Raw genomic sequence first — 15,029 nt, forward strand, 5'->3', positions numbered from 1 at the left:
CCTTTCAGAAATTTTATTGGCTGGGGTTGACGGTGGAGGCCATATACAACTTGTTGGCGCTTTATTTATGACCAAGTTAAATCTAACTGCTTGTGTGTGATGGCACAGTCACGCAGATATAAATTAATCAGACTCTGGTAAGGAATGCCCTTGTCCTCAGCCATGCCCTTGAAGTAATCAACAGTATCCTGGTCTATACGGATAGTAATCTGCTGCTTCATCCGCTTGGCATAAGGGTTAGGGACACTGTTGGTAAAATCATAGCTCTCACGCATAGCGACCACCTTCATATTGCCGTTTTTCGGACTTGTCCGCTTTTCGTGCGGAGATGATACGGATCGTATCTTCATCTCGCTCACAGTGGCAGACAACCAACAGCCTCGAATAAGCACTCACGCCCATCAGGATGAAACGCTCCTCTCCGTCGGAGTGGTCAGGATCGGGAATGAGGCGACCAAGCTCATCAGCAAAAGCAGTCTTGGCTTCCTCGAAAGAGACACCGTGCTTCTTTTGGTTCAGGGCGTTCTTGTTGTCGTCCCACTCGAAATTTAGGCTGTTCATGCATTGATGATATAACTACATTGTAGTGCATGGCAACTTGAGTTTGTCTATCATGTAATGACATGTTTTTTAAACGATATTTTGTTTGGTGTGATTTGTTTTCGCGCATCAGCGCCTTGTAAACGTCGGGTTGGCAGCAATTTTTGGCAGATGAATCGAAGCACTTTTGTTGTCAGCGAAGGGAAACTGTTCTTTTTTCGGTGGTTCAGTTTGGTGTGGTCTGTCACGCATCAACGTATTGTGAAAATTGGATTGCAACCATTTTTGGTAAATGAACCGAAGCGCTTTTTTATCTGCAAGCTCTGTACACGACAATTTTCCTAATCATTGGTGGCTCATTATGTGTTTCGGGGTCTTAGCCGAGCAACAGTGCCAACAAGGAATGCAGCGCCGCTTGCCCACGTTTCCTGATGTTGTGCAGGCACTCGAAGAAGGCGAGGCAACATGGCAGTTTTTCTTGGGAGATGCCCCGGTGCGGAACGTGTCAACCTATTTTGAGCCAGCCGCCTAATAGTTAACTTGCATTTGCCCGTAATCGTTTCAGGGTTGGGAAATCCCAAAGAGCCGTAAAAGGCAGGTCTTATTTCGCACTGATATTTGCATCACATGATGATGACTTTCTGTATTTGTCATACACTTCACCATAATGGTGAAATATGATGATAGATGGTGAAGCAATGGCCAATCAAACAATCAAGCTCGGTGGTGATGGTGGTACAGTCCGTGCCACCATCAGCTTCCCAGCGGAACATTACGCTGAACTCGAACAGATCGCGCAGAAGAAAAAAGTATCCGTGGCGTGGATCGTTCGGGATGCAGTGGAAAAATATCTGACCGATCAATGGCCATTGCTGGGAGTTCAAGACAAAACGGAAGGCATAAAATGAATAAAAAAACCGTTTTGACCAAAAATTATACAGAAACTTCTATTATCTCTAGAAAATTGGAACGTCTGAAGCGAGGTGGTAAACCCCGTGTACTGGATCTTTTTGCCGGATGTGGCGGTATTTCGCTAGGTTTTCACGCTGCTGGTTTTGAGATGATCGGCGCAATTGAAATTGATAAGGCCGCTGCTCGATCACATGCCTTGAATTTTCATGGAAACCTGTCACCAGAATTGTTTGAAATTCATGCCAGACCAAGAGACATCACCATCACTGAACCCGATGAATTGATGGCTGGGTATGGCGTTGCTGAACCTGCGGATACCCAAGTGGATGTCATTGTGGGGGGGCCTCCCTGCCAAGCATTTGCCCGTGTTGGTCGCGCGAAGTTGCGTGAGGTGGCGGAGCACCCGGAGGCATTTCTGGTTGATCCTCGCAGTAACTTGTATCTACGGTACCTGGATTATGTCCGAGCATTGAAACCAATCGCTCTGTTGATGGAAAATGTTCCGGATATTCTCAATTATGGTGGCCACAACGTAGCCGAAGAAGTCTGTGAGGTTCTGGATGATCTAGGTTATGAACCACGTTATACAATCCTTAACGCAGTCTTCTATGGCGTACCCGAGATGCGGGAACGTATGGTGCTGGTAGCCTACCGTAAAGAGCTGAAGGCTGGGCAGTGGCACCCACAACCGACGCATTGGATTGATCTTCCTCAGGGCTATCATGGGTCAAGGCAGGTAGCCTTGCAAACCGTTCGTGGTGATCTTTTCAAGGAGAACCATTATTTTTCTGATCCACCAGAACCTCATCCAGATCACGCGCTTCCTGCTGTGACCGCAGAACAAGCTTTGTCTGATTTACCGAAGATTGATGATACATCAGAGCAAAAGCAGCGCAAGGGGCCTAGGCGGTTTGACCAGTTCGTCCGTTATCCTGGCCCTCCTAGAACTGATTACCAACGGTTGATGAGGCAATGGCAAGGGTTTGAATCTATGCAAGGGATATACGATCATGTTATCCGCTATATTCCTCGCGACTACAAACTTTTTGCCCGAATGCAGCCTGGCGACCAATACCCTGAAGCACATCAGTTATCGCTCAGAATGTTTGAGGAGCGTCTTCAGGAAATTGAACGCAAGGAGATGAGTCGCTTGTTGCCGGGAACAAAACGCTATGAGCAGGAAAAGCAAGAATATGTTCCGCCTTATGATCCAGGCAAGTTTCCCAACAAATGGAGAAAGATGGAGGCGGACAAACCGGCACGGACGCTGATGGCGCATCTAGGCAAGGACAGCTATTCCCACATCCATTATGACAGTGTTCAGGCGCGCACAATTTCTGTGAGAGAAGCGGCAAGACTGCAATCATTCCCGGATGGTTTTGTGTTTGAAGGGCCAATGAACCCGGCTTTCAAGCAAGTGGGCAATGCTGTGCCGCCATTAATGGCCAAAGCAGTGGCAGACTTGATGATGGAACAAATTGAAAAAGCGAGAGAACATGAATCGGAAAATTGCGCTCAAGCGGTTGTCGTCATCTGACCTGACACTCTTTGAACACCATTACCGAAATTCCAGTGGGGCAAAGCAAAAAGCCATAAACCTGGATGCAGCGGTTTTTGTCGGCACACTATTTCCAAGTTTGCCGGACAGACTCGACGTACTGAGGGACAGGGTTATTATCACGCTTACCATTTATGGTCCTGGTGGGGTGGGCGCTCATACCATCACCCGAAAGATATTGAAACAACAGAAAAACTGGCGGCTCAATGGCGAGTTGATTTTTAATCCGCCCGAAGAGCCATCCAGATATGACCTGTTGGCGAAAGGTGATTATGCAATTTTCGACTTTGCTGGCGACCCTGAGCCACACACGGCACGTATGTGTCTGGCAGCCAGGAACATACCGCAAGATACCCTGCTACATACTGCGTTGGAAAACCGCTATAGAGCTTCTTTCTCATCTCATAAAGGGATGATGGAAATTTCCCCCGATGATCTGGCTGAGGTGTTAAACAATATTGATCTGCCAGAAAGTCATCCTGTTTTGGACTTCATTGACTTCGACGTGCTTGAAGATGCCTCACAGGGTGGGCTTGATGGATTGGCCAAACTTAGAAAACGCAGACAAACTCGGGGCGTTAGCAGAGAGGAATTGAATAGGGCAAGACAGGGTGCTGACCGGATTGGAAGACTCGGAGAAGAGGTTCTGAATTCGTGGCTGGCTTTGCAATTTCAAGCTGGATGCGGTTCTGAGTACCAATGGGAATCAGACATCAATGCTGTGGCTCCATACGACTTTACCTTGATGCCTGAAGGGAAAGCAAAACGCAGGGTCGATGCCAAATCAACTGCCGGTGATTTTCGTAACCCTGTCCATGTCTCCATGGCGGAGCTGTTGGAAATGGCTCAGGGAGGGCATCCCTATGATCTTTATAGGTTGTATATGGTTACCGCTTTCTCAGCACATCTTCGTATTGCCAGAAATCTTGGCCAATTTGCGCAAGATATATTGGCTCAGTTTGCCAACCTGCCACATGGAATCACTGTCGACGGTACATCAATCAGTCCGGATACCTTGAGTTTTGAAGACGAAATCATGATTGATCTCTCAGAAAATACTGATGATACGAATGAAAGTGAAAGCTTCGACAACAACTGATCCAGCCCGGATACTGATAGATGTACTTTCGCCGGAGCAGTGAAATGATTTATCCATCCTCAGTGACGGGGCGGTTGCATAATATCGGCTATCAAGGTTTGTCAGCTTTCTGCGCAAGTTCGCCACCTTGCTGTCCCTCTTTACAGCAGGTATGCGAATGGGCACCCGGCACCGGATCGAAACCGCCTTCATGCCAGGGATTGCAGCGCCCGATGCGGCGGAGCGCCAGCCAGCTTCCTTTCAGTGCACTGTGTGTTTCGATCGCTTCGCGCGCGTAGTGGGAGCAAGTGGGGTAAAAACGGCAGTTGCTGCCCAGCAAGGGGCTTAGGAACAGCTGGTAACCACGGATGATCAGGAGCAGGAGGTGTTTCATGCCGTCACTTTAAACCTGCCAATGTCGCACCACAAGTGTTAGAATTTTCTGCAAAATAAGCAGGGGCATTTGGGGCTACATTATGCTGGATCAGGCAATCTGGATCGAAATCATTCGAATAACGCCGTCGTTGTTATGGCTGCTGCTCGCCTGCGTGGCGTTGGCGCTGGTTTACGAACCGTTCATGCAGTTTCTTCCACCCTACGGCTCTGCGGTCAGGAGCGCCAATATTGACGCTGCGCTGGAACGCTTCGGGCGTTTGCTGGAGCAAGCGGTCGAACTCGCCCGCAGGAATCCGCAATGGCAGGTGGAAGTGGCGGCCAGCGACAAGGAAAGCGTCATGCACCGCATCCGCCGCAACTGGGATGTGCTGCAAGGCTGCCGGGCGTTGGTGTTTGATGACAAACCGGACACGCTGCTCAATGAAATCTGTATGTTGCAACAGCTGGGCATCGAGGTTGAGGCCGTATCCCTGAGCAGCGAGGCGCTGGCCAGGCTCAAGGATGCCCATTTCGACCTGCTGATTTCGGACATCGCCCGCCCGGAAGGGCAATCGAATGGCGTCGTCACCTTGCAGACCTTGCATGAACATTACCCTGACCTGCCAGCGGTTTTTTACATTGGCAATTTCAACGCCGAAGACGGTGTGCCGGTCGGCGCTTTTGGCATCACCAACCGCCCCGACGAACTGATGCACCTGCTGCTGGATGTGCTGGAGCGCAAACGGCTGTGACGCCAGCGGCCTTTACGCGTAAAGCGTTTCCGGATCAATCAGCACGTCGCGGTCAATGATGACCTGGTCGCCCTCCACCTTGTGGTAGAAACAGGAGCGCCGCCCGGTATGGCAGGCAGGCCCGATCTGGTCGACCAGCAGCAGCAGGGTGTCAGCGTCGCAATCGTAGCGGAATTCCTTCAGCATCTGCACCTGCCCGGAGGATTCGCCCTTGCGCCAAAATTTATTGCGCGAACGCGACCAGTAGCAGACACGCCCAGTTTGCAGGGTTTCCTCGATGCTGGTGCGGTTCATCCACGCCATCATCAGCACTTCGTTGCTGTCATACTGCTGGGCGATCGCCGGGATCAGCCCATCAGCGTTGTATTTGAAGGAATCAAGGGCTTCGGACAAGGTGACAGGCGCCATCAGATCACCTGCCCCGGCGCTTTGCGCTGGTAACCGGCCGCATCCAGTTTGGCCAGGTAATCCGCCCAGTTCTGTTCTTTGTTCTTGCCCAGGTTGTACAGCAGGTTCCAGTCGTAAATGCCGCTGTCGTGGTTGTCGTCAAAGAACAATTGCACGGCGTAATGCCCGACCGGCTCAATGGCGGTGATGTTCACGTTTTCCTTGCCGATTTGCAGCTTTTCCTGCCCCGGCCCATGCCCACGCACCTCGGCAGAAGGGGAATTGACCCGCAGGTATTCGCAGCTCATGGCATGCACTTCGTCACCCGGCCATGTGATCAGCAGTTCGCGGGTTTTCGGGTTCAGGGTAATGTCGATCGGTGTCATGTGGTGTCCCTTTACAAAATGTAGCGGCTTAAATCTTCATCCTTGACCAGTTCGCCCAACGTGTTGTCGACGTAGGCGGCGTCCACGGTCATCCGGGCGTCGCAATCAGGGGCGTCGAACAGCACATTTTCCAGCAGGCGCTCCATCACGGTATGCAGGCGGCGCGCGCCAATGTTTTCTGTGCGTTCGTTGACCTCGAAAGCGATTTCCGCAATCCGCCCCACCGCATCGGCGGTAAAGGTCAGCGCCACCCCTTCGGTGGCCAGCAGCCCTTGGTACTGCTCAGTCAGGGAGGCGTTCGGCTCGGTCAGGATGCGCTCGAAATCGTTGGCGCTGAGGGCGTCCATTTCCACGCGGATCGGCAGGCGCCCCTGCAATTCCGGTATCAGGTCTGAGGGTTTGGAAACGTGGAAGGCACCGGAGGCGATGAACAGGATGTGGTCGGTCTTGACCATGCCATATTTGGTGTTGACTGTGCAGCCCTCAATCAACGGCAGCAAGTCACGCTGCACGCCTTCGCGGGAAACGTCCGCGCCGCTGACCTGCCCATTGCGCGCCACCTTGTCGATTTCATCGAGGAACACGATGCCGGTCTGCTCAACGGCGAACAGGGCTTTCTGCTTGAGCTCCTCTTCGTTGACCATCTTGTTGGCCTCTTCTTCCGTCAGCGCCTTGAGTGCGTCCTTGATCTTCATCTTGCGCTTGCGCTTGCGGTTGCTGCCAATATTTTGGAACATGCTCTGCAATTGGCTGGCCATTTCCTCCATCCCCGGCGGCGTCATGATTTCCACGCCGACCGAACTGGCTGCCACCTCCAGCTCGATTTCCTTGTCATCAAGCTCGCCCTCACGCAATTTCTTGCGGAATTTCTGGCGGGTGGCGGAATCATCGCGCGCCGGTTTGGCGGTTTCCTCTTCGCCGGTGGCAAGCCATTCACTGACGGGAGTCTCCTTGCGCGGGGCTGGCAGCAGGATGTCAAGGATGCGTTCTTCCGCCGCTTCCTGGGCGCGGTAGTTGACCTTGGAAACCTCCTGTTCACGCAGCATCTTCATCGCCATGTCGGCCAGGTCGCGGATGATGGAGTCGACTTCCTTGCCGACGTAACCGACTTCGGTGAACTTGGTGGCCTCCACCTTGATGAAGGGGGCGTTGGCGAGCTTGGCCAGACGGCGGGCGATTTCGGTCTTGCCGACGCCGGTGGGGCCGATCATGAGGATGTTTTTCGGCGTGACTTCATGGCGCAGCGTGTCATCCAGCTGCTGGCGGCGCCAGCGGTTGCGCAGGGCGATGGCGACGGAACGTTTGGCCTTGTCCTGACCAATCACATGCTTGTCCAGTTCCTGGACGATTTCGCGGGGGGTCATGGTCGCAACAGCCATTTTAGAGTTCCTCGATGGTCAGGTTGTGGTTGCTGTAAATGCAGATGTCAGCAGCGATGTGCAGCCCTTTTTCGACGATGTCGCGGGCGGGCAATCCGGTGTTTTCCAGCAGGGCGCGAGCCGCCGCTTGGGCGAAGGCACCGCCGGAGCCGATGGCGATCAGGTCGTTTTCCTGCTCCACCACATCGCCGTTGCCGGTGATCAGTAGGGAAGCCGTCGCATCCGCCACGATCAACAGGGCTTCGAGGCGGCGCAGCATGCGGTCGGTGCGCCAGTCTTTCGCCAGCTCCACCGCCGCCCGGGTGAGGTTGCCGTTGTACGCCTGCAACTTGCTTTCAAAGCGTTCGAACAGGGTGAAGGCGTCCGCTGTGCCGCCCGCGAAGCCCGCCAGCACCTTGTCATTATACAGGCGGCGCACCTTACGGGCGTTGCCCTTGAGCATGGTGTTGCCCAGCGTGACCTGCCCATCACCACCCACCACGACTTTCCCGTCGCGGCGCACGCTCAGGATGGTGGTTCCTCTGTATTGTTCCATTGCGGCTCCAGATTTTTTATCAGGGGTATAGCTTGTGGGCGTAAGCTGCGAATTTCAAGGCTTAGGGGCAACCCGCGCCCCCACAAAAAAATTGTTGTTTCAGAAGCAAACTTCATAAGTGTAATATAATCGGGCTGTTGTGGCAGTTTTTCCTTGAGCTTCAATATGTTATTTACACAACAAAGTTGCGCTTACGCCACAATGGTTTTTACTTTGAGGGCCTGAAGGAGGTGCTGTATGAGTATGGTTGGCCTGGTGGTTTTCGCCATCATCGTATTGGCGGCATGCTACACAACCTGTTGCCTGCACCAAGGGGAAGGACGCAAAAATGTCCTGCCCGAAATTGAAAAAGCCAAGCTGTTGTGATCAAGCTTCCCAAACAAATAAATCCAGAAAGACCCACCCACCTGATAGAAAGAAAAATGACCTGCCCGCTACACGCGGGCAGTGTTTTATCTGGGGCTAGTGTCAGGATGGCGGCTTTTCACAACGCCTTTTGCTGATACATGGGGTTCGCCAGCGCTATCGGCGCAGACTTGTAGCGCGCCTTCGCCCCCAGCTCAATCTTCCCGTAACGGATGGCCGCCTGCTTCAGCGTGCTGGCGTATGCCTGTTGCTGCAAGGGGTTAGCTTGCGGTTGGGAGGCGTAATTGTCAGGCCAAAGCCGTTGCATGCCCTCGTTGCTCCTGAAGTTGACCACCCAGGGGCGGGATTCAGTCCTGCCCAGTTGGAGCATGGCCAGCACACAGTCCGCCGTGCTTTGGTTGTTCGCCACTGGGATATTCATCAGGGTTGCCAACCGCAACAGGGCTTTGACATCCGCGTCGTGCGGCATGGTTGAGAGCGGGTCCCAGAAAAAAATCAGGATGTCGATCAAGCCTTCCGAAATCCTGGAGCCAATTTGCTGGTCGCCGCCATAAGGCCCGCTGCGTAGGCAGATGATGTCCAAATCCGCCTGTTCCGCAATCAGCTTGCCAGTGGTGCCGGTTGCGTACAGTTCGTAATTGGACAGTACATGGTGGTTTTCTTTTGACCAGTTAATAAGCGCCGGTTTGAGATTGTCGTGAGCGACCAGCGCAATCTTATGCTTTTGTACGTTCATGAAGCCCCCGCATCGATTTGTTGTGTTAATGTCATTTTTAGTGTGATTAATGGTACAGCGATGATAGAGGATTGCGCAATAAAGACAAGCAGATTTTACAAGCCTTCACTGACGATTCATTCAGTTTCCTGCCCTCGGCACGGACGGACGGCTGCTTCACAAAACTTTACAAACGGGCCGTAATCCAGCAATACAAGCCCTGCATGATAAGCACATGCCAGCCGGGAAACGGCGGCAGACAGGAACAACCTGTTGATACCTAAATCTTTATGGAGTGATTATCATGACAGACGAAAAACAGAATCCGACTACCGAAACCCCTGCAACCGACAACGCTGCCACAGCGGGCGGCGGCGCAGACCACCACCACCCGCATGACCGTGGTTGCTGGCGGCATCACCACTGCCATGGCAGGCCGCGTCGCTGGAAAATCTTTGGTGCAGTGGCCCTGATCGCCCTGTTCGGCTTCGTCCTCGGCAAAGCCAGCGGGCATCACCAGTGCGATCACGGGCATTACGGCCAGCGTTTCGAACAGCAACAGATGCAATCTGACGCCAGCGCCAGCCGCTCCGAATCGTTGAGCGTGATCCTCGACGGCATCGAAGCCACCCCGCAACAACGTTCCAAAGCGGTGCAACTGTTCCGTTAAGCGGGCTGCATCCCCGCAGCGGATGTGGAATACTCACCTGAAACTTGTGGTGGGGCGGCTCTCGGGCTGCCCTGCCTGTGCGCTTGGCTAGGCCTGTTGCCGTTTGCCTTGCACGCGCAGCGTCAATGAAGTTTTGAGGTTACCGAGTGAATAGACGCGATCTTATCAGGCTGTTTGGCGCAATGCTGTTGGGGTATGCGGGTGGCGGCCATGGCGATAATGGGAACGCCAACCTTGCACCGCGCTCCCGGAAACGCATTGTGGTCATTGGTGCCGGGCTGGCTGGCTTGGCTGCGGCGCAGGCATTGAAAAAGCAAGGGCATGAGGTGCTGGTTGTCGAAGCGCGCGACCGCATTGGCGGGCGCATCTGGAGCAGCGGCCAGTGGCCCGACATGCCTCTGGATTTAGGCGCATCCTGGATTCACGGCGTGAAAGGCAACCCGCTGACCCTCATTGCCGAGACAATCCAGGCCAACCGCCTAGCCACCCATTACGGGAAGGCGGTCACCTACAACACACAGGGGCAAGCGCTTTCCCAGTCTGAAGAAAACCGCCTGGATAACTTGAGGACACGCATCGCACAAGCGCTGACGCGGGCACAAAAGCAGGACAATGACGTTTCAATCCAGCAGGCGATTGCGCCGTTGCTGGCGGAATTTGCCGCTTCAGCAGAGGAAACCCGCTTTATCCAATTTCTTCTCAACGGTGAGATCGAGCAGGAATATTCCGGCAGTGCGGCAAAGCTTTCCGCACATTGGTATGACAATGGCAAGGAATTTGGGGGCGATGATGCCCTGTTCGCGCACGGTTTCGGCCTCGTCACGGCGTTTCTGGCGGAGGGGCTGGACATCGGGCTTGGCCAGCTTGTCCACGAGATACAATGGGATTCATCGTCCGTGCGGGTGATGACACAAAAGTCCGTGTTTTTGGCCGACCATGTTGTGGTGACGCTGCCGCTGGGGGTCTTGCAGGCTGGCAACGTCCGCTTTTCACCCGCCTTGCCGCCCGAGCAGCAGCAGGCAATTGCCAAGCTCGGCATGGGGGTGCTGAACAAATGCTATTTACGCTTTCAGGAAGCCTTCTGGCCTGACGACGTTGACTGGCTGGAATACATTCCCGCAACCCCAGGAGCCTGGACGGAATGGGTAAGTTTCATGCGGGTCGCCAATATGCCCATATTGCTGGGGTTCAATGCTGCTGACCGGGGACGGGAGATCGAGCAATGGCCGGATCAGCAAATTGTCGCGAGCGCCATGCAAACCCTGAAAACCCTGTTTGGCAGCCATATACCCGAGCCTATTGGTTACCAGCTAACGCGCTGGGCGGCTGATCCGTTTGCCCTGGGGTCATATTCCTACAATGCCGTCGGTTCCACCCCACAGATGCGCAAGGCGCTGGCCAAGCCATTGGGCAAGCGGTTATTTTTTGCAGGTGAAGCATGCCATGCAGATTATTTCGGCACTGCACATGGGGCTTACCTGTCCGGCCTGCAGGCAGCGGAGGCAATCCTTGCGGCTTGAACGCTGGGCAGGGCGTTGCATGCTCGCCCCAGCAGATGTGGAATATTCACCTGAAACCAATGGCAGGGCAGCTTGCGGGTTGCCCCGCCTGTGCGCATGAGGAAGGAAACATGCAGGAACGCTTGCTGCTGATTGATGATGATGTGCGCTTGGGCGCAATGCTGGCGCAATACCTGGGTGAAGCCGGTTACGCGGTGACCTGCGCCCACACCGGGCAGGCCGGGATGACGCAGGCGCGGCAAAGCGGTTGGTCACTGGTCATCCTCGACTTGATGCTGCCCGATGCAGATGGGCTGGATTTGTGCCGCCAGTTGCGCAGCGGCCCGACGGCGGACATCCCCATCCTGATGCTGACCGCGCGCGGCGACGCCACCGACCGTATTATCGGCTTGGAAATGGGCGCGGATGATTACCTGCCCAAACCCTTCGAGCCGCGTGAATTGCGCGCCCGCATCAAGGCCATCCTGCGGCGCGGCCTGTGCGACCCGCAACGCTTGCCGCCGCTGCGTTTCGGGCGGCTGGAAATCGACCGCGAAGCACGCGAGGCGCGCGTCGATGGCGTAGTGCGCGACATGACCGGCTACCAATTCGACCTGCTGGCGGCGATGGCGGAACACGCCGGGCGGGTACTTAGCCGCGAACAATTGCTGGATCTGGTCAAGGGCGAATCGCTAGAAGCCTTTGACCGCTCCATCGATGTGCACATCTCGCGCCTGCGCGCCGCCATCGAGGATGACCCGAAAAAGCCGCGCCGTATCCTCACCCTGCGCGGTGCCGGATACGTGTTCGCCCGCCATCAGGATGGTGAGGACATGGCATGAGATGGCGCCATCATCCCCATCTGCATTCCCATCGCCATCACTGGCGCAGGCATCACGGCAGCCACTTGCGCAAGCGGTTGTTCTGGCAGATTTACGTGGTGGTGGTCGGCAATGTGGTCGTGGTGTCGCTGCTGGTCGGCATCCTGCTGCATTTGCGCGGCGAAGGCCATCACCTCCCGATTTTCCCCCTGCTGGCAGTCGCTGCGTTGGTGGTGTCCCTGGGTGCGTACCCGATTTCACGCCGCCTGACTTACCGGCTGGAGCGGCTCAAACGGGGTGTGGATGCGTTGGGCGAAGGCAACCTCAGCGTGCGCGTCAAGGTGGAAGGCTGCGACGAAGTGGCGGCGTTGGCGGCCAGCTTCAACCGTTCCGCCATCCGCATCCAGGCGTTGCTGGCCAGCCATCGGCAACTGTTGGCGAACGCTTCGCACGAACTGCGCTCCCCATTGGCGCGGATGCAAATGGGGTTGGCGTTGCTGGCGGACTCCACCCACACCGAAGATTCACCGCATCTGGCGGCATTGCGGCAGGACATCCGCGAACTCGACCAGTTGGTGGAGGAAATCCTGCTCGCCAGCCGTCTGGACACCCCGGAAATTCCGCTGGAACGCCAGCCCGTCGACCTGGCCGCGCTGCTGGCGGAGGAATGCGCCCGTATCGATGCCGATTGCGAAGCGCAAGCCCTGCAAATCACCGGCGACCCCCGTTTGCTGCGCCGCCTGCTGCGCAACCTGCTGGAAAACGCCCGGCGGCACGGCGGTGGGCAGGTGGAGGCGCGCCTTGCTGCCGGAGCGGGGCAAAGCGTCTTGCTGCAAGTGCTGGATCGGGGTGCAGGCATTCCGGCGGCGGCGCTGGAACATATTTTCGAGCCATTCTACCGTCCGGCGGGGCATGGCGAAGGCCATGGCGGCTGGGGCCTGGGCCTGAGCTTGGTCAAACAGATTGCTGAACGGCATGGGGGGGAGGTGGCGTGCGCACCACGCGAGGGCGGCGGCGCGCTGTTTGAAGTCACGCTGCCCCGGCGGGCCTGAGGCAGGTGCGGGGCAGCCCGCTACGGCAACTGCCCGATTTCCACACTCAACGTTTTGCGTTCGCCATTGCGCAGGATGCCGATGTCCTTACGGCTGCCGGGGCTGGCCGCCGCCACCTGGTTGCGGAAATTGCCAACGTCCATGACCGGCTTGCCCACATAGCTGATGATGAGGTCATCCTTTTTGAAACCGGCGTGGGCGGCAGGTGTGTTGGGTTTCACTTCCACCACCACAATGCCGTTCTGTTCCGCAGGCAGCTTGAAACGGTTGATGAGATCCCGCGTCAGCGGCTGCAACAGGACACCCAATTGCCCGCGCACCACATTGCCTTGCGCAATGAGCTGGTCGGCGACCGTCTTGGCGAAATTGACCGGAATGGCGAAACCAATCCCCATATAGCCGCCGCTGCTGCTGATGATGGCGGTGTTCATGCCAACGACCTGCCCATCCAGGTTGACCATCGGCCCGCCAGAATTGCCGGGGTTGATGGCGGCGTCGGTCTGGATGAAATCTTCATAATCGTTGATGCCGAGTTCCGTGCGCCCTTTGGCGCTGACCACCCCGACCGTCAGGGTATGCTGCAACCCGAACGGGTTGCCGATGGCGAGCACCCATTCCCCAACCTCCAGTTTGGCCGAATTCCCCAAGGGCAAAGGCCGCAGGTTGGCTGCTGGCACTTCCAGCACCGCAATGTCGGAATGCGGGTCAACACCCTTGATGGTCGCATCGAACTCTTTCCCGTCCAACAGCATCACGCGGATGGTGCGGGCATCCTTCACCACATGATAAGTCGTCAGGACATAGCTAAACCCGGCACCATTCCGGAACACAAAACCTGACCCCTGGCTGGTCGCAACCTGTGCTTCCGGCGGCAGGTCGGCTGGCGGCATCAGCCCTTCCGGCAAATCGCCAAACAGACGTTTGAACAGCTTTTCATCAAATGGAAATTGTAGGGAGGCGGGATCAACCGGGTATTCCGTCTGCACAGACACAACCGATGGCGAAACCTGCCGGGCGACTGCCGCAAACGCCTTGCCTGATTCACGCGGGTTTAGCAGTGTGTCTTGCTGGCCGGGAAGGAGCGTGCAACCGGACACAAATACTGTTAGGAAACAAGCTGATAAAAATCTGAGCATGCGGCGGCCATGAGGGTTGGTAAATTGGTGGAAACACTTATACCCTGTTTATCAGATGGACGCTACTACAGCAGGCTGACGGTTGTGTTTGTTGACGGAAACTCATCGTTTCCCGGATTTTGCTGCCAATGAAGCTTAAAAATAACAAAGCCGCACAAGCGTAAACCTGCACGGCCTTGCCGCAACGGAGAAAAAAATCAGGCGGTGGCGGAGACAGCCACTTTGGCTTCCGATTCATGGCTGATGAAGCGATAAGCCGCCGCGCCCAGCACAGCCCCGACAACCGGCGCAATCCAGAACAGCCACAGTTGCATGATGGCCCAATCGCCCGCAAACAGGGCGACGCCGGTGCTGCGTGCCGGGTTGACGGAGGTGTTGGTGACCGGAATGCTGATCAGATGGATCAGGGTCAGGCACAAACCGATCGCAACCGGTGCCATGCCTTTGGGCGCGCGCTCATCGGTGGCACCCATAATGACCAGCAGGAACATCATGGTCATGACAACTTCGGTGACCAGTGCGGACAGCAGCGAATAACCGCCTGGCGAATGTTCGCCGTAGCCATTGGCGGCAAAACCGGCGGCGGCATTGAAATCCGCCTTACCGCTGGCGATCAGGTACAGCACCGCCCCGGCAACCAGGCCGCCCGCTACCTGTGCGGCGATATAAGGCAGCAATTGGTTGGCTGGAAAGCGTCCGCCAGCCCACAAGCCGATGGAGACGGCAGGGTTCAGGTGGCAACCGGAAATGTGGCCGATGGCGTAGGCCATGGTCAGGACGGTCAAACCAAAGGCGAGTGACACGCCCAGCAGGCCAATGCCAACGTCAGGAAATGCAGCCGCCAGCACGGCGCTACCGCAACCGCCCA

The 15,029-nt window shown here is 55.8% G+C and carries 19 protein-coding genes and 1 pseudogene; 9 read left to right on the forward strand and 11 right to left on the reverse strand.

All coding sequences use genetic code 11. The features are described 5' to 3' along the window. Positions 1-65: 65 nt before the first annotated feature. The 3 genes and pseudogenes from VSS37_RS07435 to VSS37_RS21925 form a co-directional block, all read right to left on the reverse strand. On the reverse strand, positions 66-350 hold the full coding sequence (locus VSS37_RS07435; RefSeq protein WP_324694199.1) for a BrnA antitoxin family protein: 285 nt from the start codon (positions 348-350) through the stop codon (positions 66-68). Then, on the reverse strand, positions 268-561 hold the full coding sequence (locus VSS37_RS07440; RefSeq protein WP_324694172.1) for a BrnT family toxin: 294 nt from the start codon (positions 559-561) through the stop codon (positions 268-270). Before VSS37_RS07440 ends, VSS37_RS07435 begins: the two co-directional genes overlap by 83 nt. 355 nt (positions 562-916) lie before the next feature. Next, a pseudogene (locus VSS37_RS21925) lies at positions 917-1,039 on the reverse strand (IS1595 family transposase); the annotation flags it as partial. A 199-nt stretch (positions 1,040-1,238) separates the two neighbouring features. Between VSS37_RS21925 and VSS37_RS07445 the strand changes: the two are divergent. From VSS37_RS07445 to VSS37_RS07455, 3 genes are read left to right on the forward strand one after another with little or no spacing between them, the layout of a single operon-like run. Continuing rightward, entirely contained in the window at positions 1,239-1,448 is a 210-nt protein-coding gene (locus tag VSS37_RS07445) for a ribbon-helix-helix domain-containing protein (protein ID WP_324694173.1), read from the forward strand. Further along, entirely contained in the window at positions 1,445-2,989 is a 1,545-nt protein-coding gene (locus tag VSS37_RS07450) for a DNA cytosine methyltransferase (protein ID WP_324694175.1), read from the forward strand. The genes VSS37_RS07445 and VSS37_RS07450 overlap by 4 nt, the downstream gene beginning before the upstream one ends. Next, positions 2,949-4,109 carry a hypothetical protein gene (locus VSS37_RS07455; RefSeq protein ID WP_324694177.1) on the forward strand — a complete coding sequence of 387 codons (1,161 nt, stop codon included), beginning with the start codon at positions 2,949-2,951 and terminating at the stop codon, positions 4,107-4,109. The genes VSS37_RS07450 and VSS37_RS07455 overlap by 41 nt, the downstream gene beginning before the upstream one ends. Positions 4,110-4,200: 91 nt before the next feature. Here the strand turns inward: VSS37_RS07455 and yidD are convergent, their stop codons facing one another. After that, complete coding sequence (gene yidD / locus VSS37_RS07460) at positions 4,201-4,482, reverse strand: membrane protein insertion efficiency factor YidD (protein ID WP_324694178.1); 282 nt, start codon at positions 4,480-4,482, stop codon at positions 4,201-4,203. Positions 4,483-4,564: 82 nt separating this feature from the next. Here yidD and VSS37_RS07465 point away from each other — a divergent pair, with 82 nt between their 5' ends. Continuing rightward, on the forward strand, positions 4,565-5,215 hold the full coding sequence (locus VSS37_RS07465; RefSeq protein ID WP_324694179.1) for a response regulator: 651 nt from the start codon (positions 4,565-4,567) through the stop codon (positions 5,213-5,215). A 12-nt stretch (positions 5,216-5,227) separates the two neighbouring features. On the opposite strand, the gene hisI is transcribed toward VSS37_RS07465, so the two are convergent. Genes hisI through hslV form a run of 4 tightly spaced genes read right to left on the reverse strand, consistent with a single transcriptional unit; the run spans position 5,228 to position 7,902 of the window. Beyond that, positions 5,228-5,623, reverse strand: coding sequence for a phosphoribosyl-AMP cyclohydrolase (gene hisI / locus VSS37_RS07470; protein WP_324694180.1), 396 nt, complete (start codon positions 5,621-5,623; stop codon positions 5,228-5,230). Beyond that, a complete protein-coding gene (locus VSS37_RS07475) occupies positions 5,623-5,988 on the reverse strand; it encodes a gamma-butyrobetaine hydroxylase family protein (RefSeq protein WP_324694181.1) in 366 nt (121 codons plus the stop codon). Before VSS37_RS07475 ends, hisI begins: the two co-directional genes overlap by 1 nt. Positions 5,989-5,999: 11 nt before the next feature. Then, complete coding sequence (gene hslU, locus VSS37_RS07480) at positions 6,000-7,367, reverse strand: ATP-dependent protease ATPase subunit HslU (RefSeq protein WP_324694183.1); 1,368 nt, start codon at positions 7,365-7,367, stop codon at positions 6,000-6,002. A gap of 1 nt (position 7,368) precedes the next feature. Beyond that, complete coding sequence (hslV, locus tag VSS37_RS07485; protein WP_324694184.1) at positions 7,369-7,902, reverse strand: ATP-dependent protease subunit HslV; 534 nt, start codon at positions 7,900-7,902, stop codon at positions 7,369-7,371. A gap of 237 nt (positions 7,903-8,139) precedes the next feature. On the opposite strand from hslV, the gene VSS37_RS07490 reads away from it, so the two are divergent. Next, complete coding sequence (locus tag VSS37_RS07490) at positions 8,140-8,268, forward strand: hypothetical protein (RefSeq protein ID WP_324694185.1); 129 nt, start codon at positions 8,140-8,142, stop codon at positions 8,266-8,268. A gap of 118 nt (positions 8,269-8,386) precedes the next feature. Here the strand turns inward: VSS37_RS07490 and VSS37_RS07495 are convergent, their stop codons facing one another. Next, the gene (locus VSS37_RS07495) at positions 8,387-9,004 is read right to left on the reverse strand and encodes a methylglyoxal synthase (protein WP_324694187.1); all 618 of its coding nucleotides are present in this window, start codon (positions 9,002-9,004) and stop codon (positions 8,387-8,389) included. A 283-nt stretch (positions 9,005-9,287) separates the two neighbouring features. Between VSS37_RS07495 and VSS37_RS07500 the strand changes: the two genes are divergently transcribed. The 4 genes from VSS37_RS07500 to VSS37_RS07515 all read left to right on the forward strand — a co-directional run bounded on the left by VSS37_RS07500 (position 9,288) and on the right by VSS37_RS07515 (position 13,025). After that, a complete protein-coding gene (locus tag VSS37_RS07500; RefSeq protein ID WP_324694189.1) occupies positions 9,288-9,653 on the forward strand; it encodes a hypothetical protein in 366 nt (121 codons plus the stop codon). 146 nt (positions 9,654-9,799) lie between these two features. After that, the gene (locus VSS37_RS07505) at positions 9,800-11,173 is read left to right on the forward strand and encodes a flavin monoamine oxidase family protein (RefSeq protein WP_324694191.1); all 1,374 of its coding nucleotides are present in this window, start codon (positions 9,800-9,802) and stop codon (positions 11,171-11,173) included. 110 nt (positions 11,174-11,283) lie between these two features. Continuing rightward, the gene (locus tag VSS37_RS07510; RefSeq protein ID WP_324694192.1) at positions 11,284-11,994 is read left to right on the forward strand and encodes a response regulator; all 711 of its coding nucleotides are present in this window, start codon (positions 11,284-11,286) and stop codon (positions 11,992-11,994) included. Beyond that, positions 11,991-13,025, forward strand: coding sequence for a sensor histidine kinase (locus VSS37_RS07515; protein WP_324694194.1), 1,035 nt, complete (start codon positions 11,991-11,993; stop codon positions 13,023-13,025). Before VSS37_RS07510 ends, VSS37_RS07515 begins: the two co-directional genes overlap by 4 nt. A gap of 20 nt (positions 13,026-13,045) precedes the next feature. On the opposite strand, the gene VSS37_RS07520 is transcribed toward VSS37_RS07515, so the two are convergent. Continuing rightward, positions 13,046-14,122 (reverse strand): trypsin-like peptidase domain-containing protein, encoded by a 1,077-nt coding sequence (locus VSS37_RS07520; protein WP_324694196.1) that lies wholly within the window; start codon positions 14,120-14,122, stop codon positions 13,046-13,048. Positions 14,123-14,358: 236 nt separating this feature from the next. Then, a partial coding sequence (gene aqpZ, locus VSS37_RS07525) for an aquaporin Z (protein WP_324694198.1) occupies positions 14,359-15,029 on the reverse strand: 671 nt, incomplete at its 5' end.

This window comes from Candidatus Thiothrix phosphatis (assembly GCF_035668035.1).
Classification (GTDB): domain Bacteria; phylum Pseudomonadota; class Gammaproteobacteria; order Thiotrichales; family Thiotrichaceae; genus Thiothrix; species Thiothrix phosphatis.

Bases quoted from the DNA above. Each gene is read 5' to 3' on its own strand.
- VSS37_RS07435 (WP_324694199.1), bottom strand. From the start codon at position 350: ATGAAGATACGATCCGTATCATCTCCGCACGAAAAGCGGACAAGTCCG.
- VSS37_RS07440 (WP_324694172.1), bottom strand. From the start codon at position 561: ATGAACAGCCTAAATTTCGAGTGGGACGACAACAAGAACGCCCTGAAC.
- VSS37_RS07445 (WP_324694173.1), top strand. From the start codon at position 1,239: ATGGCCAATCAAACAATCAAGCTCGGTGGTGATGGTGGTACAGTCCGT.
- VSS37_RS07450 (WP_324694175.1), top strand. From the start codon at position 1,445: ATGAATAAAAAAACCGTTTTGACCAAAAATTATACAGAAACTTCTATT.
- VSS37_RS07455 (WP_324694177.1), top strand. From the start codon at position 2,949: ATGAATCGGAAAATTGCGCTCAAGCGGTTGTCGTCATCTGACCTGACA.
- yidD (WP_324694178.1), bottom strand. From the start codon at position 4,482: ATGAAACACCTCCTGCTCCTGATCATCCGTGGTTACCAGCTGTTCCTA.
- VSS37_RS07465 (WP_324694179.1), top strand. From the start codon at position 4,565: ATGCTGGATCAGGCAATCTGGATCGAAATCATTCGAATAACGCCGTCG.
- hisI (WP_324694180.1), bottom strand. From the start codon at position 5,623: ATGGCGCCTGTCACCTTGTCCGAAGCCCTTGATTCCTTCAAATACAAC.
- VSS37_RS07475 (WP_324694181.1), bottom strand. From the start codon at position 5,988: ATGACACCGATCGACATTACCCTGAACCCGAAAACCCGCGAACTGCTG.
- hslU (WP_324694183.1), bottom strand. From the start codon at position 7,367: ATGGCTGTTGCGACCATGACCCCCCGCGAAATCGTCCAGGAACTGGAC.
- hslV (WP_324694184.1), bottom strand. From the start codon at position 7,902: ATGGAACAATACAGAGGAACCACCATCCTGAGCGTGCGCCGCGACGGG.
- VSS37_RS07490 (WP_324694185.1), top strand. From the start codon at position 8,140: ATGAGTATGGTTGGCCTGGTGGTTTTCGCCATCATCGTATTGGCGGCA.
- VSS37_RS07495 (WP_324694187.1), bottom strand. From the start codon at position 9,004: ATGAACGTACAAAAGCATAAGATTGCGCTGGTCGCTCACGACAATCTC.
- VSS37_RS07500 (WP_324694189.1), top strand. From the start codon at position 9,288: ATGACAGACGAAAAACAGAATCCGACTACCGAAACCCCTGCAACCGAC.
- VSS37_RS07510 (WP_324694192.1), top strand. From the start codon at position 11,284: ATGCAGGAACGCTTGCTGCTGATTGATGATGATGTGCGCTTGGGCGCA.
- VSS37_RS07515 (WP_324694194.1), top strand. From the start codon at position 11,991: ATGAGATGGCGCCATCATCCCCATCTGCATTCCCATCGCCATCACTGG.